General features: G+C 67.7%; 18 protein-coding genes and 1 pseudogene. 6 read left to right on the forward strand and 13 right to left on the reverse strand.

Annotated features, from left to right (window positions below):
• The 9 genes from bioB to H537_RS0139925 form a co-directional block, all read right to left on the reverse strand.
• On the reverse strand, window positions 1–738 hold a 738-nt coding region (gene bioB, locus H537_RS0139885), incomplete at its 3' end, for a biotin synthase BioB (protein WP_029002286.1).
• A gap of 330 nt (window positions 739–1,068) precedes the next feature.
• Entirely contained in the window at window positions 1,069–1,959 is an 891-nt protein-coding gene (locus H537_RS0139890) for a hydroxymethylglutaryl-CoA lyase (RefSeq protein ID WP_043462369.1), read from the reverse strand.
• Entirely contained in the window at window positions 1,959–3,959 is a 2,001-nt protein-coding gene (locus tag H537_RS0139895) for an acetyl/propionyl/methylcrotonyl-CoA carboxylase subunit alpha (protein ID WP_029002288.1), read from the reverse strand. Before H537_RS0139895 ends, H537_RS0139890 begins: the two co-directional genes overlap by 1 nt.
• A gap of 25 nt (window positions 3,960–3,984) precedes the next feature.
• On the reverse strand, window positions 3,985–4,779 hold the full coding sequence (locus H537_RS0139900) for an enoyl-CoA hydratase/isomerase family protein (protein ID WP_029002289.1): 795 nt from the start codon (window positions 4,777–4,779) through the stop codon (window positions 3,985–3,987).
• An 8-nt stretch (window positions 4,780–4,787) separates the two neighbouring features.
• Window positions 4,788–6,395 carry a carboxyl transferase domain-containing protein gene (locus H537_RS0139905; protein ID WP_029002290.1) on the reverse strand — a complete coding sequence of 536 codons (1,608 nt, stop codon included), beginning with the start codon at window positions 6,393–6,395 and terminating at the stop codon, window positions 4,788–4,790.
• Between the two features lie 18 nt (window positions 6,396–6,413).
• Complete coding sequence (locus tag H537_RS0139910) at window positions 6,414–7,376, reverse strand: Bug family tripartite tricarboxylate transporter substrate binding protein (protein WP_029002291.1); 963 nt, start codon at window positions 7,374–7,376, stop codon at window positions 6,414–6,416.
• A 41-nt stretch (window positions 7,377–7,417) separates the two neighbouring features.
• Window positions 7,418–8,656 carry a CaiB/BaiF CoA transferase family protein gene (locus tag H537_RS0139915; RefSeq protein WP_029002292.1) on the reverse strand — a complete coding sequence of 413 codons (1,239 nt, stop codon included), beginning with the start codon at window positions 8,654–8,656 and terminating at the stop codon, window positions 7,418–7,420.
• A 157-nt stretch (window positions 8,657–8,813) separates the two neighbouring features.
• Window positions 8,814–9,953: an FAS1-like dehydratase domain-containing protein gene (locus H537_RS0139920; RefSeq protein WP_029002293.1), complete on the reverse strand. Its 1,140-nt coding sequence runs from the start codon at window positions 9,951–9,953 to the stop codon at window positions 8,814–8,816.
• A gap of 17 nt (window positions 9,954–9,970) precedes the next feature.
• Window positions 9,971–11,542 (reverse strand): acetate--CoA ligase, encoded by a 1,572-nt coding sequence (locus H537_RS0139925; RefSeq protein ID WP_029002294.1) that lies wholly within the window; start codon window positions 11,540–11,542, stop codon window positions 9,971–9,973.
• A 249-nt stretch (window positions 11,543–11,791) separates the two neighbouring features.
• On the opposite strand from H537_RS0139925, the gene H537_RS0139930 reads away from it, so the two are divergent.
• The 3 genes and pseudogenes from H537_RS0139930 to H537_RS0139935 all read left to right on the forward strand — a co-directional run.
• Window positions 11,792–12,592 carry an IclR family transcriptional regulator gene (locus H537_RS0139930; RefSeq protein ID WP_029002295.1) on the forward strand — a complete coding sequence of 267 codons (801 nt, stop codon included), beginning with the start codon at window positions 11,792–11,794 and terminating at the stop codon, window positions 12,590–12,592.
• A gap of 4 nt (window positions 12,593–12,596) precedes the next feature.
• Window positions 12,597–13,040: a PaaI family thioesterase gene (locus H537_RS52125; RefSeq protein ID WP_238446976.1), complete on the forward strand. Its 444-nt coding sequence runs from the start codon at window positions 12,597–12,599 to the stop codon at window positions 13,038–13,040.
• Between the two features lie 272 nt (window positions 13,041–13,312).
• Window positions 13,313–13,602: pseudogene (locus tag H537_RS0139935) on the forward strand (L-serine ammonia-lyase, iron-sulfur-dependent, subunit alpha); the annotation flags it as partial.
• Between the two features lie 91 nt (window positions 13,603–13,693).
• On the opposite strand, the gene H537_RS54265 reads toward H537_RS0139935, so the two are convergent.
• Window positions 13,694–14,197, reverse strand: a complete 504-nt coding sequence (locus H537_RS54265; RefSeq protein WP_064736142.1) for a MarR family winged helix-turn-helix transcriptional regulator — start codon at window positions 14,195–14,197, stop codon at window positions 13,694–13,696.
• Here H537_RS54265 and H537_RS52135 point away from each other — a divergent pair.
• Window positions 14,189–14,779 carry an oxidoreductase C-terminal domain-containing protein gene (locus tag H537_RS52135; RefSeq protein ID WP_310733045.1) on the forward strand — a complete coding sequence of 197 codons (591 nt, stop codon included), beginning with the start codon at window positions 14,189–14,191 and terminating at the stop codon, window positions 14,777–14,779. The genes H537_RS54265 and H537_RS52135 overlap by 9 nt on opposite strands.
• An 83-nt stretch (window positions 14,780–14,862) precedes the next feature.
• Here H537_RS52135 and H537_RS0139950 read toward each other — a convergent pair whose 3' ends face one another.
• Together H537_RS0139950 and H537_RS48615 are read right to left on the reverse strand one after the other, a co-directional pair.
• Window positions 14,863–15,876, reverse strand: coding sequence for a formylglycine-generating enzyme family protein (locus H537_RS0139950; RefSeq protein ID WP_029002297.1), 1,014 nt, complete (start codon window positions 15,874–15,876; stop codon window positions 14,863–14,865).
• Window positions 15,873–17,684: an arylsulfatase gene (locus H537_RS48615; RefSeq protein ID WP_238446977.1), complete on the reverse strand. Its 1,812-nt coding sequence runs from the start codon at window positions 17,682–17,684 to the stop codon at window positions 15,873–15,875. The genes H537_RS0139950 and H537_RS48615 overlap by 4 nt, the downstream gene beginning before the upstream one ends.
• Before the next feature lie 165 nt (window positions 17,685–17,849).
• On the opposite strand from H537_RS48615, the gene H537_RS0139960 reads away from it, so the two are divergent.
• Window positions 17,850–19,709, forward strand: coding sequence for a sensor histidine kinase (locus tag H537_RS0139960; protein ID WP_169517202.1), 1,860 nt, complete (start codon window positions 17,850–17,852; stop codon window positions 19,707–19,709).
• Complete coding sequence (locus tag H537_RS0139965) at window positions 19,681–20,283, forward strand: response regulator transcription factor (protein ID WP_029002299.1); 603 nt, start codon at window positions 19,681–19,683, stop codon at window positions 20,281–20,283. Before H537_RS0139960 ends, H537_RS0139965 begins: the two co-directional genes overlap by 29 nt.
• A 3-nt stretch (window positions 20,284–20,286) precedes the next feature.
• Here H537_RS0139965 and H537_RS48620 read toward each other — a convergent pair.
• The coding region (locus H537_RS48620; RefSeq protein ID WP_043462386.1) for a fumarylacetoacetate hydrolase family protein at window positions 20,287–20,817 on the reverse strand (531 nt) is incomplete at its 5' end.

Below are 20,817 nucleotides of genomic sequence, written 5' to 3' on the forward strand. Positions count from 1 at the left end.
CACCAGGTTGTTGATGGGCACCGACTCCGGATAGGGCTCCAGGTTGGCCAGCTCCGCGATCAGCCCCGCGCGCTGCGTGCGCGTCTCGCCCATGCCCACGATGCCGCCGCAGCACACGTTGATGCCGGCATCGCGCACGTTGGACAGCGTGTCCAGCCGGTCCTGGTAGGTGCGGGTGTGGATGATGTTGCTGTAGTTGTCCGGCGAGGTGTCGAGGTTGTGGTTGTAGTAGTCCAGCCCCGCGTCCTTGAGCTGCTCGGCCTGCTCCTTGTCCAGCATGCCCAGCGTCATGCAGGTCTCCAGGCCCAGGCTGCGCACGCCGCGCACCATCTCGGTCACGCGCTCCATGTCGCGCTCCTTGGGGCTGCGCCACGCCGCGCCCATGCAAAAGCGCGAGGCGCCCTGGTCCTTGGCGGCCTGCGCGGCGCCCATCACCTCGGCAATCGACATCAGCTTGGACGCTTCCACGCCGGTGTCGAAGTGCGAGGACTGCGGGCAGTAGCCGCAGTCCTCGGCGCAGCCGCCGGTCTTGATCGACAGCAGCGTGGAGAGCTGCACCTCGCTGGGGTCGAAGTGCTCGCGGTGCACCTGCTGGGCCTTGAACATCAGCTCCATGAAGGGCAGCTCATAAAGCGCCTGCACCTCGGCCACGGACCAGCGACCCGGCGTCCTCTCGACCGGAGCGGCAAGCACCGTGCGGCGCAGGGAGTCAACGGAGATGGTGGCGAATGTGCTCATTGCTGGCCTTGTTCGACGCTGGACAGTACGCGATGGGAACCGCCAATACCGGCTCTACATGTCCACCTAACACGGGACAGCTGACTGCGGACTGTCTGGAGACAGCGAGGAACTTGCCTGCTGCACAGCCAGTGACATGGGGTAGCAGAGTCCGGCCATCTCCTCGGTACCGTCCCAAGAGGCGGTGTCCAGTACCGATGCGAGCAACGCGGCGCAACTGTCGTGATCGCCCGCACGTTGCCGAACTTCTTGAAGACACTGTCGCAGGAGGGCCATGGAAGAACTCCGGGGAATGGAAAAGGCACGCTATCAAACGTCCCTGGCCGCGGGTCACCTGGCCAGCAATGCCCGCGATACGCGCGACTGCGGCGCACGGTCGAGCTGCTCACTGATCCAGGCGCCGCAGTCCACCAGGCGCTGCAGGTCCACACCGGTGTCCGCCCCGAGCCCATGCAGCAGGTACACCACGTCCTCTGTCGCGACGTTGCCCGTGGCACCCTTGGCATAGGGACAGCCGCCCAGCCCGGCCACCGAGCTGTCGAACACGCGCACGCCGAATTGGTAGGACGCATAGACGTTGGCCGCAGCCATGCCGTAGGTGTCATGGTAGTGGCCGGCCAGCTGCGCCACGGGCACCTTGCCGGCCACTGCTTCCAGCATGCGCAGCACGGACGCGGGCGTGCCCGCGCCGATGGTGTCGCCCAGCGACACCTCGTAGCTGCCCAGTTCGTGCAGGCGGGCCGCCACCTCGGCCACCTTCTCCGGGGCGATGGCGCCGTCGTAGGGACACGCCACCACGCAGGAGACATAGCCGCGCACCTTCACGCCGTGCTGCCGGGCGGCCTCAAACACCGGCACGAAGCGGTCGATGGACTCGGCGATCGAGCAATTGATGTTTTTCTGCGAGAACGCTTCGGATGCCGCGGCGAACACTGCTACCTCCGTAGCGCCGGCTGCCACCGCCGCTTCGAAACCCTTGAGGTTGGGTGCGAGGACGGGGTAGTTCACGCCCGCGTGGCGCTTGAGGCGCGCCATGATCTCCGCATGGTCGGCCATCTGTGGCACCCACTTCGGCGACACAAAAGATGTGGCCTCGATGTCACGCAGGCCCGCAGCCGCCAGCCGCTCGATCAGCTCCAGCTTGGTTGCAGTGGGAATGGGCTGCTTCTCGTTTTGCAGGCCGTCGCGCGGCGCGACCTCGACGATGCGTACCTTGCTCATCACTCGGCCCTCTCGAATTCCAGCAGCTCGGAGCCGTCGGCCACCTGGTCGCCTGGCGCGAAGCGGAAGGCTCTCACCACGCCCTTGCGCGGCGCGCTGATGGTGTGCTCCATCTTCATGGCCTCCAGCACCAGCAGCGGCGCGCCTTTCTGGACCGTGGCGCCGGGCTGCGCGATCAGCGCGATGACCTTGCCGGGCATCGGCGCGCGCAAGCCTCCCTCGGCTTCCTCGCCTTTGCCGCCCACGTGCACCCGGTCCACCATGGCCAGCGGCCAGGAATGTCCTTCGAAGAACACCTGGCGCCGCTCGCCAGTGGCCACCACCGAAGCGCGCAAACGCCGCTCACCGAACTGCGCCATCAGTTCGCTGTCCGCGCCCAGCGTGCCGCGGGCAAACACGCGCTGGGCGCACAACGTCAACTGCCAGCCACCGGACGCGGCCGCCACACTCACGTCCTGCACCGCCTCGCCCAGGCGCAGCGAGAGCTGGCGCTGAGCGCTGCCGTTGAGCCGCCAGCCGTCGAGCAGCCGCCACGGCGAGCCCGCATCCGGCGCGCGGGATGCGGCCTTTTGCGCCAAGCGCTGCTCGCGCAGCAGTTCCGCCAGCGCGGCGAGCAGCCACACGTCGGCCGGCACTTCACCTGCGGCTGGGAACAGCAGTGCGTGCTCGCGCTCGATCAGCCCGGTGTCCAAGTCCGCGTTGGCGAACGAGGGCACGGCCACCAACCGCGCCAGGAACTCCACGTTGTTCTGCACGCCCACCACGCGGTAGCTGCCCAAAGCCTGGCGCATGCGCGCCAGCGCCTGCCGCCGGTCTGCGCCCCATACGATGAGCTTGGCGATCATCGGGTCGTAGTGCGGCGTGATCTCGTCGCCCTGCTCCACGCCGGTGTCCACGCGCACGTGGTCGCTCTCGGCCGGCGGCGCCAGGTGCACCAGGCGGCCGGTGGACGGCAGGAAGCCGCGGTCCGGGTCCTCGGCGTAGATGCGCGCCTCCAGCGCGTGGCCGTCGATGGACAGCTGTTCCTGCTTGAGCGGCAGCGGCTCGCCGGAGGCGACGCGCAGCTGCCACTCCACCAGGTCCAGCCCCGTGATCATCTCGGTCACGGGGTGCTCGACCTGCAGCCGCGTGTTCATCTCCATGAAGTAGAACGAGCCGTCCTGGTGGGCGATGAACTCCACGGTGCCGGCGCCCACGTAGCCCACGGCCTTGGCCGCGTCCACCGCGGCCTGGCCCATGGCGGCGCGGCGCTCGGGGGGCATGCCCGGCGCGGGCGCCTCTTCCAGCACCTTCTGGTGCCGGCGCTGCACCGAGCAGTCGCGCTCGAACAGGTACACGCAGTCGCCGTGCTGGTCGCCGAAGACCTGGATCTCGATGTGCCGCGGCCTGAGCACGTACTTCTCGACCAGCACGTGGTCGTCGCCAAAGGCGTTGATCGCCTCGCGCTTGCACGACGCCAGCGCCGCCTCGAAGTCCGCCGCATGGTCGACCCGGCGCATGCCCTTGCCGCCACCGCCGGCGCTGGCCTTGATCAGCACCGGATAGCCGATGGCTTCCGCTTGCCCCGCCAGGAAAACAGGCTCCTGGTTGTCGCCGTGGTAGCCGGGCGTGAGCGGCACGCCCGCCTTCTCCATCAGCGCCTTGGCGGCGGATTTGCTCCCCATTGCGCGGATGGCGGACGCGGGCGGGCCGATGAAGGCGATGCCCGCCGCCTCGCAGGCCTCGGCGAAGTCCTCGTTCTCGGACAGGAAGCCGTAGCCCGGGTGGATGGCCTGGGCGCCGGTCTGCTTCGCCGCCTCCAGGATGCGCCCGCCCAGCAGGTACGACTCGCGCACCGGCGCCGGGCCGATCAGCACGGCCTCGTCGGCCAGCCGCACGTGGCGGGCATTGGCGTCCGCCTCGGAATACACCGCCACCGTGGCGATACCCATGCGGCGTGCCGTCTTGATGACGCGGCAGGCGATTTCCCCGCGGTTGGCGATCAGGATCTTGTTGAACACGCGTGTGTCTCCAGTCGTTCTTGTGTCAGGCTGGGCCCGGCGTCCACGAGGGCGCTCTCTTGCCCAGGAACGCCGCCAGCCCCTCGCGCGCTTCAGGCGTGGCACGCAACGTGGCGATGCGCAGGGCGGTGTCCTTGACCACCTCGTCATCTACCGAGCGGTGGGCCACAGCGCGGATGAGATCCGTCGCGGCGGCCTGCGCCAGCGGCCCGCCCAGCAGCAGCGTCTCCACCACCTGCTGCAACCGGGCATCAAGCTCCTCAGGCTCGGCCACCTCGTGCGCCAGCCCAATGCGATGGGCCTGCTCGGCGCTGATGCGCTCGGCCGTCTGGAAGTAGCGGTAGGCCTGGCGCTCGCCAATAGCCCGCACCACGTACGGACCAATGGCTGCCGGGATCAGCCCCAACCGCACCTCGGAGGTCGCGAACTGTGCCTTCGTCGAGGCCACGCAGATGTCGCAGGCCGAGGCCAGCCCCATGCCACCGCCGAGCGCCGCGCCGTGCACGCGTGCCAGTGTTGGCGTGGCACAGGCCGAGATGGTGCGGAACAACTCGGCGAGCTTGCGTGCGTCGGAGAGGTTGTCCTCCAGCGTCGCGGCGCCCTGGCGCTGCATCCAGTTCAGGTCCGCCCCGGCGGAGAAGCTCTTGCCTTCGCCCGCCAGCACGATGACGCGCACCGCGGGCTCGGCATCCAGCGCTTCGAACGCAGCAGTCAGCTCGGCAATCAGTGTCTCGTCGAAGGCGTTGTGCACCTCGGGGCGGCTCATCCAGATCCAGGTGCTGGCGCCGCGGTGCTCGATCTTGAGGGTCTTGCAGTCCATGGCCGGCCTCACATGCGGAAGACGCCAAACTTGGTCGGCTGGATGGGCGCGTTGAGCGTGGTCGCCAGCGACAGCCCCAGCACGCGGCGCGTCTGCGCCGGGTCCACCACGCCGTCGTCCCACAGCCGCGCCGTGGCGTAGTACGGGTGTCCCTGCTCCTCGTACTGCGAGCGGATGGGCGCCTTGAAGGCGTCCTCCTCCTGCGCGCTCCACGAGCCGCCCTTGCCCTCGATGCCCTCGCGCCGCACCGTCGCCAGCACCGACGCGGCCTGCTCGCCGCCCATGACGCTGATGCGCGCGTTGGGCCACATCCACAGGAAGCGCGGCGAGTAGGCGCGGCCGCACATGCCGTAGTTACCGGCGCCGAAGCTGCCGCCGATGAGCATCGTGATCTTGGGCACCTGGGCGGTGGCCACGGCCGTGACCATCTTGGCGCCGTCCTTGGCGATGCCGCCGTTCTCGTACTTGCGGCCCACCATGAAGCCGGTGATGTTCTGCAGGAACAGCAGCGGGATGCCGCGCTGCGAGCACAGCTCGATGAAGTGGGCGCCCTTCTGCGCCGACTCGCCGAAGAGGATGCCGTTGTTGGCCACGATGCCCACGGGCATGCCGTAGATGCGTGCGAAGCCGGTCACGAGCGTGGCACCGTACCGGGCCTTGAACTCGTCGAAGCGCGAGCCGTCCACCACGCGCGCGATGACCTCGCGCACGTCGTAGGGCTTGCGCGTGTCCTGCGGGATCACGCCGTAAAGCTCCTCGGGGTCGTACAGCGGCTCCTCGCTGGCTTCCAGCGTGACGGTAGAGGGCTTCACGCGATTGAAGTTGGCGACGATGCGCCGCGCGATGAAGAGCGCGTGCGCGTCGTTCTCGGCCAGGTGGTCCGCCACGCCGGAGATGCGCGTGTGCACGTCGCCACCGCCCAGGTCCTCGGCACTGACCACCTCGCCGGTGGCGGCTTTCACCAGCGGCGGGCCGCCCAGGAAGATCGTGCCCTGGTTGCGCACGATCACGGTCTCGTCGCTCATGGCGGGCACGTAGGCACCGCCCGCGGTGCACGAGCCCATCACCACCGCCACCTGCGGGATGCCCTGCGCCGACATGTTGGCCTGGTTGAAGAAGATGCGGCCGAAGTGGTCGCGGTCCGGGAACACCTCGTCCTGCTTGGGCAGGAAAGCACCACCCGAGTCCACCAGGTAGATGCACGGCAGCCGATTGGCCTGCGCGATCTCCTGCGCACGCAGGTGCTTTTTCACGGTCATCGGGTAGTAGGTGCCGCCCTTCACCGTGGCGTCGTTGGCGACCACCATGCAGTCCACGCCCTGCACCCGGCCGATGCCGGCAAGCACGCCGGCCGCCGGCGCGTCGCCGCCGTACATACCGTAGGCCGCGAGCTGGCCGATCTCCAGGAACGGCGCGCCCGGGTCCAGCAGCTGCGCCACGCGGTCGCGCGGCAGCAGCTTGCCGCGGGCGGTGTGCTTGGCGCGCGCGGCCTCGCCGCCGCCCTGGGCGCTCTCGGCCACCTTGGCACGCAGGTCGTGCACCAGCGTGCGCAGCGCGTCGGCGTTGGCGCGGAATTCGGCGGAGCGCAGGTCAATCTTGGATTGCAATACTTCCATGTCAGCTCTCTGTACGCTTCAATCTGCCTTGAGGCCAGCTTTGGCGATCACGGGGCCCCACTTCAGCCGTTCGCTCTTGGCGAAGTCAGCCAGATCGGCCGGGGAACCACCAGCCGGCTCATGACCGAGCTCCAGCAAACGTTGGCGGACCTCGGGCTGTGCAAGGATCTTCGCGAGCTCCGTGTTCAGCTTCTGGACGACCGTACCCGGGGTTCCGCGCGGCACGTAGAGTCCATTCCAGGCCAAGACCTGAAAGCCATCCATGCCCTGTGCCGCCACCGGCTTGCCGCCAGGCAGCAAAGCGGAGGGCTTGAGCGACGTCACGCCAAGCGCCTTGAGCTTGCCGCTGGCAATGAAGGAACGCGAGGCGCTGACGGTATCGATGGCCACCGAAACCTGGCCCCCGATCAGGTCTGTCATCGACGTGCCCGAGCCCTTGTAAGGAATGCCCCGGATCGCCGTGGAACCCTGTTGGTTCAACAGCTCAAGCACCAGCCGCGCGGTCGTGCTGGGCAAAGCGACGTTCAAGGAGTCGGGCTTCGCCTTCGCATCGCGCAACAGGTCGGGCAGGCTGTTGTACGGTGCCGAGGGCTGCGTCAGAAATACCATTGGGAAGGACGACACGAGCATGACAGGCTCGAAGTCCTTCTCCGGGTCGAACGGCATCGAGGGATACAGGTACTGATTCAGCACATGGGTGCCGTTCGTGCCCATCAGCAGCGTGTAGCCGTCCGGCGCGGCTCGCGCGACCTCCGACGCGCCGATGTTGCCACCCGCACCGGCCCGGTTCTCCACGAAGAAGGTCTGCCCCATGGCCTTGGTGAGATGCTCGGCCAGGTAGCGCGTAGCGACATCGGTGCCCTGCCCCGGTTGATAAGGCACGATGATCCGTACCGACTTGCTGGGATAGGGCTGCGCCGCAGCGGGCTGCACGGTCAGGAGGGACGCGACAAATGCAGCACAAATAGCAAGAACCTTCATCAGTGTCTCCGAGTCGTTGTAGGTGTCTGGCGCAACGGCAATCACTTGCGCCGTTTGCGTGGCAGCACGCCGAGATCACGCAGCTCCGCAAGACGGCGGTCACTCAGTCCGGCCTCCAGCAGCACCTCGTCCGTGTGTTGCCCATAGCAAGGCGGCGTGCTGGCTGGCTGCCCGGGCGTGCGCGAAAGACGTGTCGGAATGCCGACGCCTCGGTAGCCCTTGCGCTCAACCGACATCTGGCGATGCTGGGCATGCAGCTGCTCGAATGCTTCTGGCACGGTGTTCACCGGCCCCACTGGCACCCCCTGGCGCATCAGTTCCTCACACAAGGCATCCCGCGACCAGGAAGCCAGCACCGCCTCGATCTCCGCTCGCAACTGCGCGCGGTGCTGCAACCTCATGGCGTTGGTTGCAAATCGATCGTCCGTGAGCAGCCTTGACAAGCCGACGTGCTCGCAGAACCTTTGGAACTGCCGGTCATTGAGCAGGCCCAGGAAGACCAGGCCATCACGGCACGCGAACTTGTCGTAGGGGGCGATGTTGGGATGGGCGCTCCCGAGGAGTTCAGGAGTCCTGCCCGAATGCATCCAATTCGCAGCATGGGGGACCAGCAGGCTCAGCGCCGTGTCGAACAGAGTGGCTTCGACACGTTGCCCAAGTCCGGTGTGCTGGCGGTCGGCCAATGCGAGGAGGATGCCCGACATGGCGGTATAGCCGGTGAGGTGGTCAACGATCGGCACGCCGATGCGCGTCGGCCCGGAAGCCGGATCGCCATTGATGCTCATCAGCCCGCACATGGCCTGCAAGATGGCGTCGTACCCCGGCAAACCGCCCAGGGGCCCGTCCGTGCCGAACCCCGAAATCGAGCAGTAGATGAGCCGCGGAAACCGGCTCGCCAGCACCGACTCGTAGTCAAGACCCCAGCGGGCCATCGTCCCGGGGATGAAGTTCTCCACCAGGACGTCTGCGTTCTCCAGCAGCTGCAGCAGCGTCCTCTGCCCCTCGACGTGGGCAAGATCAAGCGCGATGGCCCGCTTGCCGCGATTGACGGCCGTGAAGTACGCGGCGTCGCCTGCTTCGTTGAAGGGCGGCCCCAGCGTGCGGGTTTCGTCGCCTGCGGGCGGCTCGACCTTGATCACGTCGGCCCCATGATCGGCAAGCATCTGCGTGCACAAGGGTCCAGCCAACACCCTGGACAGATCAATCACGCGAAGGCCGTCCAGCGAACGCCTTGATGGCCTGTTGGCGGCATGTGCTGCCCGATCTGGTGAACCAGACATCGTCGACCTCACTTTGAACGCAACTGGCGCCATACGGCGGTTCCTGCTGGCGCAGCGCGAACAGTTATGACTTGCATGGGCGGTGCATGGCACCGATCCGAGATCGAGGTCGTGCAGGCGGGAGACTGCAAGCAGGCCCCCCTGCACGACCTGGGCGTCAACGCCGGGAAGGCAGCTCGACGATGCCCGAGCCCACCACGGAGAGTTCGTCGTCCTGGTTGCGCGCTACCTGCTCGATCTCGACCAGGTAGCGCCCGCCTTCAGAGAACTTGCGCTTGACCTTGCCCTTGATGAACAGCATGTCACCTTCCGGGTTGTGGCGGCGGATCTTGCAGCTGGCCTGGCGCAGGAAGCCGTCATCCCCCATCCAGTTGGTCAGCTGGTGGGTGAGCCATGAGGTGCGCTCGGGGCCGTAGTCGTACGCGCCCGGTGCGCCGACCTCCAGTGCGAAGTCCTCTTCCCAGTGCACGCGCTCCGGGACATCGGGAATGCCGAAGCGGTTGGTGATGCCGGCATTCGGGTGTGCATCGATCAACTTCCACGCGAGCTTGTTGGCGCGGATGTAGAGGCCGCCCCAGCCTTGGGCATAGGCGATGAAGCCGGTCACCGTCATCGGGCCCTTGAACAGCACGGGCAGTTCCTCCCCTTCGGTGACATCCTCCCAGTAGCGGGGCGTGCTGCCGCGCACTTCCTCGCCGGCGTACAGCTTGTAGGCCTCCTGGATCTCCTCCGGCGTGTAGCGGCGGGGCTCACGCGCGCGCACTTCCTTGTACTTGCTGCCCTGCTCGCGAGCGTGGTCGCGCTCGGTCCGGAAGCACCAGCTGTCGGCCTCGGCCACCTTGTCGCCGTGCTGGTTGAAGAAGTCCACGTGGTAGATCTGTTGCACGGCGCGGCCGGCGAAGCGCGTCTGGTGCTCGACCAGGTCCTTCAGGTAGGCCTCGGTCGAGATGGTGTCGTTGCGCTTGATGGTCTTGTGCCAGGTCCAGTCCGCGCCCGACCACATGGCGTGCACGCCGGGCAGTCCGCCCACATACCCGGAGACGATGCGGCTGGTGGAGAACAGGAAGCTCGGCAGCGCGATGATGCCGCCATGCCGGGTCTGGGCCGCATAGTCGGGATCGCACCACAGAGGATTGTCATCGCCGATGCCGTGGGCGTAGTGGCGGATGTTGTCCCGCGTCGCCTCGTAGCACCAGGGTTCGGCGGTTGCACCGATCTTGACGCCGATGCGCTGGCGCAGGTCGTCCAAGCCCTGCTCGGTGATCTTGGGGAACGTTCTCTCGATCCTGCTCGACATGGTGTGTCTCCTTTGGGTCAGGCGTGAACGGCTTGCGCCGCGTGGGTGTTGGCGAGTTCTTGTTCTCGCAGCTTCTTGCGGTGAATTTTTCCGGCCGGGGTCTTGGGCAGCTCGGGCACGAACACGACCTGGCGCGGATACTCGTGCTGGCTCAGCCGGGTGCGCACGGCTTCCTGGATTTCCTGGATGAACGCTTCATCGCCGGTGCGATCCGAGACGACGAAGGCCTTGACGACCTGCCCGCGCAGCGCATCGGGTACGCCGATCGCCGCAGCTTCTTTCACATCGGGATGCTTGAGCACGGCATCCTCGACTTCCACGGCACCGATGGTCCAGCCGGCGGAAATGATGACGTCGTCAGCGCGGCCGCCGTGCCAGAAGTAGCCGTCCTCATCGACGCGCCCCAGGTCCTTCGTCGCGACCCAGGTGCCGCCGCGCCAAAGCTTGATCTCTCCGGTCACGCCCGGCGGGCACGCGCGCCCGTTGCTGTCCTGGACTTCCACGCGCAGTCCCGGTACGGGCTTGCCCAGGGAACCGGATTTCACGACGAAGTCGGTCGCACCCGGATAGTTCACCAGGCACACGCCGATCTCGGTCGTGCCGTACATGCTGCACACCGGCCTGCCGAAGGTGGCCTCGACAAACTGTGCCGTCTCGCTGTCGATGGGCTCGCCCGTGAACGAGACCTTGTCGAAGCAGTATTGGTAGCTCGCAGCCACACCGGAGTTGCGCATCATCCGGTAGTGCGTCGCCGCCGCCGAGATGTTGTTGAACTTGTGGTCCTGCAGCGCCTTGAGCAGGCGCTCGGCGTTGAACTTGCCGGCGTAGGCACCGATCGTCACGCCCAGCGCAAGCGGCGCCAGCGTGCCGTGCCAGAGCCCGTGCCCCCAGGCCGGTGACGAAGGGCACATGAACCGGTCACCCGGACGCACGCCGGTGCCGTAAAGAGCAGCAAGCATCAGCGTGACCAGCGCACGGTGCGTGTGCTTGACCGCATCCGGCAGCTCCCGGGTGGTGCCCGACGTGTACTGGAAGATCGCCAGGTCATCCGCACGGGTCTGAGGTGCGAAGTGGGTGGGAAATTCCTTGAGCGCCGTCATGAAGCGCTCGTCGGCAACCACCACCTGCAGTTGTTCGGAGCCAGCCACCAGCGCGGCCTTTTCGGCATTCGTCACCATCAAGCGCGGATCGCAATCCTGAACCCGCAGCCGGATGCCATCCGGACCGAACAGCGTGAAGAGCGGCACCGCGATCGCACCCATCTTCATCGCGCCGAACATGGCCACGTAGAACTCGCGGGACGGCTCCAGCATGACTGCCACCCGATCACCAGGCTTGATGCCGCGCTCAACCAAGTAGTGCGCAAAGCGCGCCGAGTCTTCCGAGATCTGCCGGAAGCTGATGAGTTCGTCATCCCCGTTGGCGCGAACCAGGATGACTGCGGTGCGATCGCCATCCACATGGCGGTCGATGCACTCGTGGGCGATGTTCATCCGCTCGCGGTCACCGTCAAACAGCTCCCACAGCTTGTCCGAGGAACAGTTGGCCTGCGCGTCCTCATAGGAAACGTGCTCAGTCAGCTTCGTCATTTGTTGGACCTCTCTTGCATCTCTGCCAGTGAGATCACTATGCGCGCCGCGCCCAAGATTGTCAAATACGCTCATTGATTGTATTAGTACAATTTTGGCAATGACGTCGTGTTCGATTCGGACCTGCTGCCTTCGATGCGCTCAGACTTTCGCCACGGGTGAGCTCTGGCCAGCACGGCACCAAAACGGGCAACCTCGCACCTGCGGGCAGAATGGCCCCTACGCTTAACCAGACATAGACAGACAGCGATGACCTCGTCCGATCTCAACGAGCCGGCGCCTTCGACGGGGCCACGTGTGCGGGCTGTTCCCGCGGTTACCCGGGCGGTCGCCATCCTGCGGCTGCTGGGCCGCAACTCCGCACCGATGACGCTCAAGGCCATCTCTCAGGAGCTCGACATGGTGACGAGCACATGCCTTCACATCCTCAGAGCGCTTGTCGAGGAAGGGCTTGTCAAGGTCGATACCGGTACCAAGCGCTACAGCTTGGGCGTCGGCATGCTGGCGCTGGCCAGAAGCGTCATCGAGAACAGTCCGTTCCCTACCCTGGTGCAACCAGTCCTGGACAGGTTATCCACCAAGTGGAACGTCACGGCCATTGGCGTCGAGGTGACCGGCATCGACCACATGGTCGTGCTGGCACTTTCGCGGTCGACCGCTCCTTTCCGACTGCACGTTGATGTGGGCAGCCGCTTCCCTGCCCTGATCAGCGCAACAGGCCGACTGGTGGCGGCCTACTCCGAGCTTTCGGACGCTGAAGTCGAGCGCCGTTTCAAGGCATTGAGGTGGGACCAGCCTCCCGATCTCGAGGCATGGAGAAAGGACGTACAGACAGTGCGCCGCAAGGGATTCAGCATTGACCGGGGCAACTACATCAACGGCATCTCACTCGTTGCTGTTCCTGTCTTCGACAGCAAGGCGAGACTGACGCACTCATTGGTCGCCGCTGGCCTCTCCGATCAGTTGAGCGGCGCCCAAAGCCAGGCCCTCGCCAAGGAAATGCAGGACGAGTCCCAGGCACTCTCGCAATTGCTGACGACAAGGAACTGAAAAAGTGGATGCAAAGGCAACCTCGGATTCATTGACCAGTATTGGTTGGCGCCAGCGTTCGCTTCCTGGCTTCATTGGCCTGGTAGGACCGCTATGGACACGCAAGGAGGAGTCCGTCTGGGCCTACGGCCTATTGGCGACAAACGAGCATACAAATCCGGCAGGCGTCGTTCACGGTGGACTGCTGACGACGCTGGTAGACCATGCACTCAGCTCCATTGCGTGGGAGTCTTCAGGACGTCGCGCCTGTGTAACTGTTCAGCTGGACACCCAATTCCTGTCTGCTGCACGCGAAGGACAGTTTCTGGAAGCTCGCGGCCGAGTTGTGCGGGCAACCTCATCCCTTGTCTTTATGCAAGGTGAGATCTCTGTCGGCGGGAGTGCCATCGTCGCTGCGTCAGCAGTTCTCAAGATGTTGACTTCAAGTGCGTCAGCTTCGATTCCTTGACATTTATCGCATCAGTGCGAGGAGCCGGATTGCCACAACCTTGTCTTCACTGGCTCGGCAGCACCCTTGCTGCCGTCCTTACCACCTCTTCAACAGAAACCCTGACGGCTGGGTGATCTTGCTCACCGCGCCGGAAGGCCACTGAGATTTTGCGGCGCACCTCGGGACGCAACTCCTGCCGCTGCACGCCAGTGGCATGCGATTTCATGCCTTCGGCTCGGACGGGCAGCAGCTCTGCGAGGCGACGTACTACTCCGTGGACTGCGGCTTCGGGCGCCATTGGCATGCTCTACAAGGAAAACGCCAGCGTCTCTGGAGCCGAAGTGGGCTGCCAGGGCGAGGTGGGCGTGGCCTGCTCAATGGCCGCTGGCGCGTTGTGCGCGGTACGCCGGCGCAGGTGGAGAACGCGGCCGAGATCGGCATGGAGTACCACCTGGGGCTCACATGCGACCCGGCGGGCGGTCTCGTGCAGATCCCATGCATCGAACGCAACGCGGCGGCTTCCGTGACGGCCATCAACGCCGCGCGCATGGCGCTGCACGGCGATGGCACGCACCACATTAGATGGTATGGACGCCTCCCACCCGCTGAAGCGCAGCCGTGACTGCTGAGCAGCAGGAAACGCTGACCGGAGGGCCCAGGGAGGACTCGCGTCAGGCGCTATCGCCGTCCTGCGCTCCAGCAGCGGGTCGTGAACGCTTCTTGGGCGCCGGCCCGTGCTCCTGCAAATAGCGCTTGGTGGCCACTTCGACTTCCGGCAGGTTTTCATGCAGCCGGCGCAGCAAGCCAACAAGGGCCTGCCGCTCTTGCGGCGTGAGCACTGACAGCAGGGCCCGCTCGCGAACCGGTGCCACGGCCTTGATCCGGTCGTGCAGGCGGCGTCCCTTGGGCGTCAGGCGTGCCATGCGCAGCCGCCCGTCATTGGGATCCAGCCCCAGCGTGATCAGGCCCCGGGACTGCATTTCCTTGAAGCAGCGGCTCACCGCGCCCTTGTCCAGCCCAATGACCCGGGAGATCTGCTGTGCCGCCACCTCCTTCTCCACCGCCAGCAGCACCAGGCAGCGCCAGATCTCGATGCCCACGTCGAAAATGGCCAGGTAGTGCTGCGAGGCACCGCGCGAGAGCTTGTTGGCGATCCAGGTGAGGTGGTGGGCCATTTCGGGGTCGAGGGCACGCGGCTGGCGACCTTGGGCGTGGACGGCGTGCGGCAGCCGGTGGACCTGCTCGTGCTGGGCATCGGCGCCGTACCACAGCACCAGCTCGCCGACGAAGCGGGGCTGGAATGCGAGAACGGCATCGTGGTGGACGAGCACCTGCGCACCAGCGACGCGGCCATCCTGGCCGTGGACGACTGCACCAGCTTTCCCGAGCCCATCACCGGCCGGCGCCTGCGGCTGGAGCCGGTGCAGAACGCCAACGACCAGGCGCGCGCCGCAGTGGCGACACTCACCGGCGCCCCGCAGCCCTACCGGGCACTGCCATGGTTCTGGTCCGAGCAGGGCAGCCTGCGCTTGCAGATGGCGGGGCTGATGCAGCCCGGCGCCGTCCGCCATCGCCGCCCCGGCGCCAACGCGGGCAGCTTCCCGATCCTGCATTACGTCGGCGAGCGCCTGTCGTGCGTGGAGTCGGTCAATGCGCCGCTGGACCACATGGCTGCACGCAAGCTGCTCGACACCGGCATCAGCCCGGCCCCGGCGCTGGCCTGCGATCCGGCAAGGGCGCTGAAGTCCTTCCTGTAGCGCACGGGCGGGCGTGGGAAGAGCAGTTCCATGATCGAACGCGGGCTCGCCGATTCCTGGCCGTAACCCTGCCCCTTACCGCTTCAGCGCCTGTCCTGCGCCACCGTGCGGAAGCCCACATGCACCGAGCCCAGGTCCAACTCCTGAGGATGCCGCGCCGAGGCCCGGTAGCGCACGCAGAAATCGGTGGCGCACAGGAACGAACCACCCTTGATGAGGCCTTGTGCAGCAGCCGGGCGACGACGTGAGGGGTCAGCGGGCGTTGCCGCGCCGGTGCCGTGGGCCTGGTGGCTGCCATGCCAGGCATCCGAGGTCCACTCCCACACATTGCCGATCATGTCGTGCAGGCCGAAGCCGTTGGCCGCATAGCAGCCCACCGGGGCGCGCCCGATCTGGCCGTCCTCCCGGGTATCGAGATAGGGAAACTGGCCCTGCCAGAAGTTGGCGCTGGGCCGTCCTTGCGCATCGCGCGGGCCGCGCTCGATGCGCTCGCCGCGGCCGTCGGCCTTGGCGGCGTACTCCCACTGCGCCTCCGTGGGCAGGCTGCGGCCCAGCCAGCGCGCATAGGCCTCGGCATCCGCGCGCGAAACCTGCACCACCGGCTGGGTTTCGCGCCCGCTCAGGTCGCTGCCCGGGCCCTCGGGATGGCGCCAGTCGGCGCCCCGCACCTCGTGCCACCAAGTGCCGTAGCGCACCTCCGTACCGTCTGGTGACGGTGCCTTGAACACCACGCCGCTGCCGCGGCGCTCGGCTTCGGTGACGTAGCCCGTGGCCTGCACGAAGGCGGCGAACTGCGCGTTCGTGACCTCGGTGCGGTCGATCCAGAACGGCGCCACGGCGGCCTTGCGGGCTGGCCGCTCCTCGGCATAGCCGTCCTGGGCGCCGAGGATGAAGGTGCCGCCAGCCAGACGCACCATGCCGGCGTGCGGGTCCTGCGCCCAGTGCGGCGGCAGGCCGGTGTAGCCGGCACAGGCCGCCTCGCTGCCCAGCGCCGCGGCCGGCGGTGCCGGCGGCGGGCGCAGACCGTACGCCGCGCCGGCCAGCACGGCCGCACCGCACAGCAGCGCGGCACCCTTGGCGAGCGCCGTGGCCTTCATGGCGCCGGCGCACGGTTGCGCGCCCCGGGGGTGTTCACGACGCCCACACGCGCCGCGTACTCGTCGTAGTCCTGCATCAGCTGCTTGGCGACGCCGGGCCGGCTGGCAAAGAGGTCGTTGGTCTCGCCACGGTCGTTGCGCAGGTCGTAGAGCGACCACTGGTTGTCGCCGAAAGGCGCCTGCACCGACGTCAGCTTCCAGTTGCCGCGAATGACGTAGCGCCCGGTGAAGAGCTCGTCCGCCAGCACCCGGCTGCCAGTCGCGTCCGAGGCATCGGGGCGGTTCAGTTGCGCCAACATCGACATGCCCGTGATGGGTTGTACTGGCGTGCCCTTGTAGCTCGTGCCCGGGTTCGCGACGCCCGCCGCCTCCAGGAAGGTAGGGAGCAGGTCGCTGACGTGCGTGAGCTCGCCGGACGCCGCCATGGCCCTGGTCTGCCCGGGCAGGCGCACGATCATCGGCGAGCTCACGCCGCCCTCGGTGGCGAAGCCCTTCCACAGGCGGAAGGGCGTGGCACTCACCTCGGCCCAGCGCTCGCCATAGGTCACGTTGGACAGTGGCCGCCCGATGTTGGCCAGCGAGTTGTCGGTGTTGGCGTTGTCGGCGAACTGGCTGGGCGCCCCCTCCGAGCCGTTGTCGGAGGCGAAGACGATGAGCGTGTTGTCGTACGCGCCGATGTCCTTGAGGTGCTGGATCAGGCGTCCGATGTTGCGGTCCAGGTTCTCCACCATCGCCGCGTAGACCTCCATCTTGCGCGCTTCCCTGGCTCGCTGTTCGGCCGTCAGGTCGGCCCAACGGGGACGGCCCATGACGCCGTCGAGCCCGGGGTTGGGATTGAAGTCCTTGGGAATCACTCCCAGTGCCTTTTGCTTCTCCAGGCGGCGAGCACGGACCGCCTCGTAGCCGTCGTCGTACCGGCCCTTGTGTTTCGCGATGTCGGCATCGGGCGCCTGCAGCGGCCAGTGCGGCGCGGTGTACGCGGCGTAGGCAAAGAACGGCTTGCCATCGGCCTTGCTGGCGTCGATGTAGGCGATGAGCTTGTCGGTGTAGGCGGTGGTCGAGTAGAAATCGGCGGGCAGGGTCGCGGGCTTGTCGTCCTCCAGGTAGGAAGACCCCAGGTCGGCCGTGATGGGCTTGCCGCTGACCGGCGCGAAGTGCGAGCCCGCGCCCTGCAGCAGCACGAAGGAGCGCTCGAAGCCCTTGGCGTTGGGAAAGGAGGCCGCGCGGTACACCCAGGGCGTGCCGCCACCGGCCAGCGGCGCGCTGCTGGGCTGGGTGGCCAGGTGCCACTTGCCGGCCATGTAGGTGTGGTAGCCGGCGTCGCGCAGCACCTGCGGCATCGACAGCACGCGGTCGTTGAGGTAGCCCTCGTAGCCATCGGGCGGGTTGTTCCATCCGTAGGCATTGCCTGTCCCATAGGGAGCCACGTTGCTGAGGGTCAGCGAGGCCACGGTCTCGGCCATGCTGCCCAGGCCGGCAAGGTGATGGTCGGTGCCGGACATCAGCATCGAGCGCGTGGGCGAGCAGGTGGAGCCCGTGTGGTAGTTGGTGAGCAGGCGGCCCGAGGCGGCCAGCGCATCGAGGTGGGGCGTGCTGATCTCGCCGCCGAAGGCGCCGATGTCCGAGTAGCCCATGTCATCGGCCAGGATCATCAGGATGTTGGGCCGTGTTGCCGCCTGCGCCGATGGCGTTGCCGCCTGCTGGGCACTGCTCGCCTCGGTGCTGCCGCCAGAGCCGCCGCCGCAAGCCGTGATGCCGCCGCCCAGCGCGCATCCCAGCATCAGCGAGGCTGAAAGTTTCCTGTACATGCTTGTCTCCGTTGTCGTCATGAACGCCCGGTCATGATTCGGAAGACCCGGCAGACCGGCCATTGGCCCTTGGTACAGTTGCCGCCGCCGCGCTGCGCCCCTACACCGGTGGCCTTGTTGTCCGCCAATCCGCCCGAGGGCCCTCACGGTTCGATGCCGCTCTTCTTGCGTTTTCTGCTGCGATGGCTGCTGCTGGCCGCCGCCCTGGGCGCGTGGCAGCCGGCAGCCGCGACGGCGCCGGCCCGCGTGCTGCTGCTGATGAGCACGGGCAACACCACGCCCTGGTCTGTCCAGTTCGCCCAGGCGCTGCGCGGCGCGCTGCTGCGCGGCCACCCGCGTGCCGAACTCGACATCGAGATGATTTCCGGGCCGCGCGTGCCGCCCAGCGGCACGCCGGAACTCCCGCCCTGGCTGGCGCTCAAGTACGCCGGCCGCCGGTACGACGTCGTGGTGGCCGGCACGGCGGAGCAGCTGCCGCTGGGTCTGGCGCTGCGCGGCCGGCTCTGGCCTGAAGCCACGCTGATCGCTCCCACGCTCGACGTCGCGCAGGCCGAGGCCTTGAAAGGCGTGCCCCGGCTGACCGGCCTGGTGTCCGGCGACTTCGTGCGCCAGAACCTGGCGCTGGTGTTCCAGCTGCTGCCCGGCACCCGGCATGTCGCCGTGATCGCAACCAGCCTCGACAACGATTCGATCCGGCCACGGTGGCGCTCCGAACTGGCCCGCTGGCAGGACCGCGCCAGCCTGATCGACCTCAGCGCACTGGACACCGAGGAGCTGCTCCAGCGCGTGCAGCGGCTGCCACCCGACACCGTGCTGTACTTCGCCGTGCCCGTGACCACGACGGGCACGGTGATGCTGCAGCGCGACCTGCTGCAGCAGGTGGCCGCAACGGCCCGTGCGCCGGTATTCGTGGACGCCTCGCCGCTGCTGGACACCGGCGCCATCGGCGGCTGGGTGATGCTGCCCGACGTGGTGGCGCGGGACGTGGCCTCGCAGCTGGACCGGCTGCTGGCCGGGACGCCCCCCGAGCGCATCGGCATCGAGCCCCACACGCCGCCGCGCCTGCAACTGGACTGGCGCGTGCTGCAGCGCTGGGGCATCGCCGGGGAGCGGCTGCCCGCCGACAGTGAAGTGCTGTTCCAGCCGCCGGGCCTGTGGCAGGCGTACCGCGGCACGGTGCTCGCGGCGGTCGCGGTGCTGCTGGTGCAAAGCGCGCTGATCCTGGCGCTGGTGCTGGAGCGGCGACGCCGCCGCAACGCCGAGCTGCGCGCCCATCGGCACCTGCGCGACCTGGCGCGGCTCAACCGCAGCGGGGCCATCAGCGCGCTGTCGGCTGCGCTGGCGCACGAGATCAACCAGCCGCTGGGCTCCATCCTGAGCAATGCCGAGACGGCCGAGCTGCTGCTCGAAGCGCCGCAGCCGCCGCGCGACGAGCTGCGCGAGCTCGTGAGTGCGATCCGCGAAGACGATTTGCGGGCCGCGGCCGTCCTGGAGCGGCTGCGCGCCTGGATCGCCAAGGCGCCGAGCGAGCCCCAGCGCCTGTCGATCAATGGGCTGGCCGAGGAGGTGGCGCGCATGCTGCGTATCGAGCTGCGGCTGCGCGAGGCGGAGCTGGTGCTTCAGCTTGAGGATGGACTGCCCGAGGTCCTGGCCGACGGGGTGCAGATCCAGCAGGTGGTGCTCAACCTCGTGCTCAACGCGCTGGATGCGATGCAGCCGTTGCCGCGCCGGGGCAGCGTCACGCTGCGCACCGAGCGCAATGCGAAGGGCGGCGTGGACGTGTGCGTGGCCGACCAGGGACCGGGCCTGTCCGGCGTACCGGCCGAGCGGCTGTTCGAGCCTTTCTTTTCCACGAAGCCGCAGGGCCTGGGCGTGGGCCTGTCGATCAGCCGCAGCATCGTCGAGCACCACGGCGGTACGCTGAGGGCCGAGGCACCGGTGCACGGCGATGGCGCAGTGTTCCGCTTCACGCTGCCCGCGGCACCCAAGGTCACGCATGACACCGACGCTGCACCTGGTCGATGACGACGACGGCTTCCGCACGGCGCTGGCGCGGCTGCTGCGCGCGCTGGGCCACGAGGTGAAGGAATATCCCGACGCCCAGGCCTTTCTGGCCGCGACGCCCACCGGCGCGGGCTGCATCCTGCTGGACGTCTACATGCCCGGGCTGTCGGGCCTGGGACTGCAGGCCTTGCTGGCCGAGCGGGGCGTCACGCTGCCGATCATCTTCATCACCGGCCATGGCGACATCCCGATGGGCGTGCACGCCATGCGCGCGGGCGCGGAGGACTTCCTCACCAAGCCGGTGGGCCGTGCGGCGCTGAGCCAGGCCATCACGCGCGCGCTGGAGCGCAACGCCCGCGAGCGTGCCGCCGCGCAGGCGCAACGGCAGGACGAAGAGCGCCTGGCCCGATTGAGCCCGCGCGAGATGCAGGTCGCCAGGCTGCTGGCGCAGGGACTGCTGAACAAGCAGGTGGCCTTCGAGCTGGGCACCACCGAGCGCACGGTGAAGGCGCACCGCGCCAGCCTGATGGACAAGCTGGGCATCCGCTCGGTGGCGGAGCTGGCGCGCCTGCTGGACCGCGCCGCGCCGCCCTGAAGCCTACCGGCCCCGGGCCACCGGGTCTGGGATGAAGCGGTGATCCACCGCCCCGAACACCGAGCCGCCCTGGGCGTCCAGCGCCTCGAAGCGCAGGCGCTCGCCCACGCGCAGGAACGGCGTGCGCGGCTCGCCGTGCTCGATCACTTCCAGCGCCCGGCGCTCGGCCAGGCACGCCGAGCCGACCTCCCGGCAGTCCCGGTTGGACACCGTGCCCGAGCCCAGGAGCGTGCCCGCGCGCAGGTTGCGGTTGTAGGCCAGGTGCGCCAGCAGTTCGCCGAAGCTCCAGTCCATCTCGCGCCCGTTGGGGTGGCCGAACCACTCGCCGTTGCGGCTCACGCGCAGGTCCAGCGCCACGCGTCCCTCGGCCCAGGCCTCGCCCAGCTCGTCCGGCGTCACGGCCACCGGTGCGAAGGCCGTGGCGGTCTTGGCCTGGATGAAGCCGAAGCCCATCTGCATCTCGCGCTGCAGGTGGCCGCGCATGCTCACGTCGTTGAGGAGGGTCACCAGCCGGATGCGCGACTGCGCCTGCGC

This window comes from Azohydromonas australica DSM 1124, assembly GCF_000430725.1.
Taxonomy (GTDB): domain Bacteria; phylum Pseudomonadota; class Gammaproteobacteria; order Burkholderiales; family Burkholderiaceae_C; genus Azohydromonas; species Azohydromonas australica.

Bases quoted from the DNA above. Each gene is read 5' to 3' on its own strand.
- H537_RS0139920 (WP_029002293.1), bottom strand. From the start codon at position 9,953: ATGTCGAGCAGGATCGAGAGAACGTTCCCCAAGATCACCGAGCAGGGC.
- H537_RS0139930 (WP_029002295.1), top strand. From the start codon at position 11,792: ATGACCTCGTCCGATCTCAACGAGCCGGCGCCTTCGACGGGGCCACGT.
- H537_RS0139950 (WP_029002297.1), bottom strand. From the start codon at position 15,876: ATGAAGGCCACGGCGCTCGCCAAGGGTGCCGCGCTGCTGTGCGGTGCG.
- H537_RS0139890 (WP_043462369.1), bottom strand. From the start codon at position 1,959: ATGAGCAAGGTACGCATCGTCGAGGTCGCGCCGCGCGACGGCCTGCAA.
- H537_RS0139915 (WP_029002292.1), bottom strand. From the start codon at position 8,656: ATGTCTGGTTCACCAGATCGGGCAGCACATGCCGCCAACAGGCCATCA.
- H537_RS0139910 (WP_029002291.1), bottom strand. From the start codon at position 7,376: ATGAAGGTTCTTGCTATTTGTGCTGCATTTGTCGCGTCCCTCCTGACC.
- H537_RS48615 (WP_238446977.1), bottom strand. From the start codon at position 17,684: ATGTACAGGAAACTTTCAGCCTCGCTGATGCTGGGATGCGCGCTGGGC.
- H537_RS0139965 (WP_029002299.1), top strand. From the start codon at position 19,681: ATGACACCGACGCTGCACCTGGTCGATGACGACGACGGCTTCCGCACG.
- H537_RS0139900 (WP_029002289.1), bottom strand. From the start codon at position 4,779: ATGGACTGCAAGACCCTCAAGATCGAGCACCGCGGCGCCAGCACCTGG.
- H537_RS0139905 (WP_029002290.1), bottom strand. From the start codon at position 6,395: ATGGAAGTATTGCAATCCAAGATTGACCTGCGCTCCGCCGAATTCCGC.
- H537_RS0139925 (WP_029002294.1), bottom strand. From the start codon at position 11,542: ATGACGAAGCTGACTGAGCACGTTTCCTATGAGGACGCGCAGGCCAAC.
- H537_RS54265 (WP_064736142.1), bottom strand. From the start codon at position 14,197: ATGGCCCACCACCTCACCTGGATCGCCAACAAGCTCTCGCGCGGTGCC.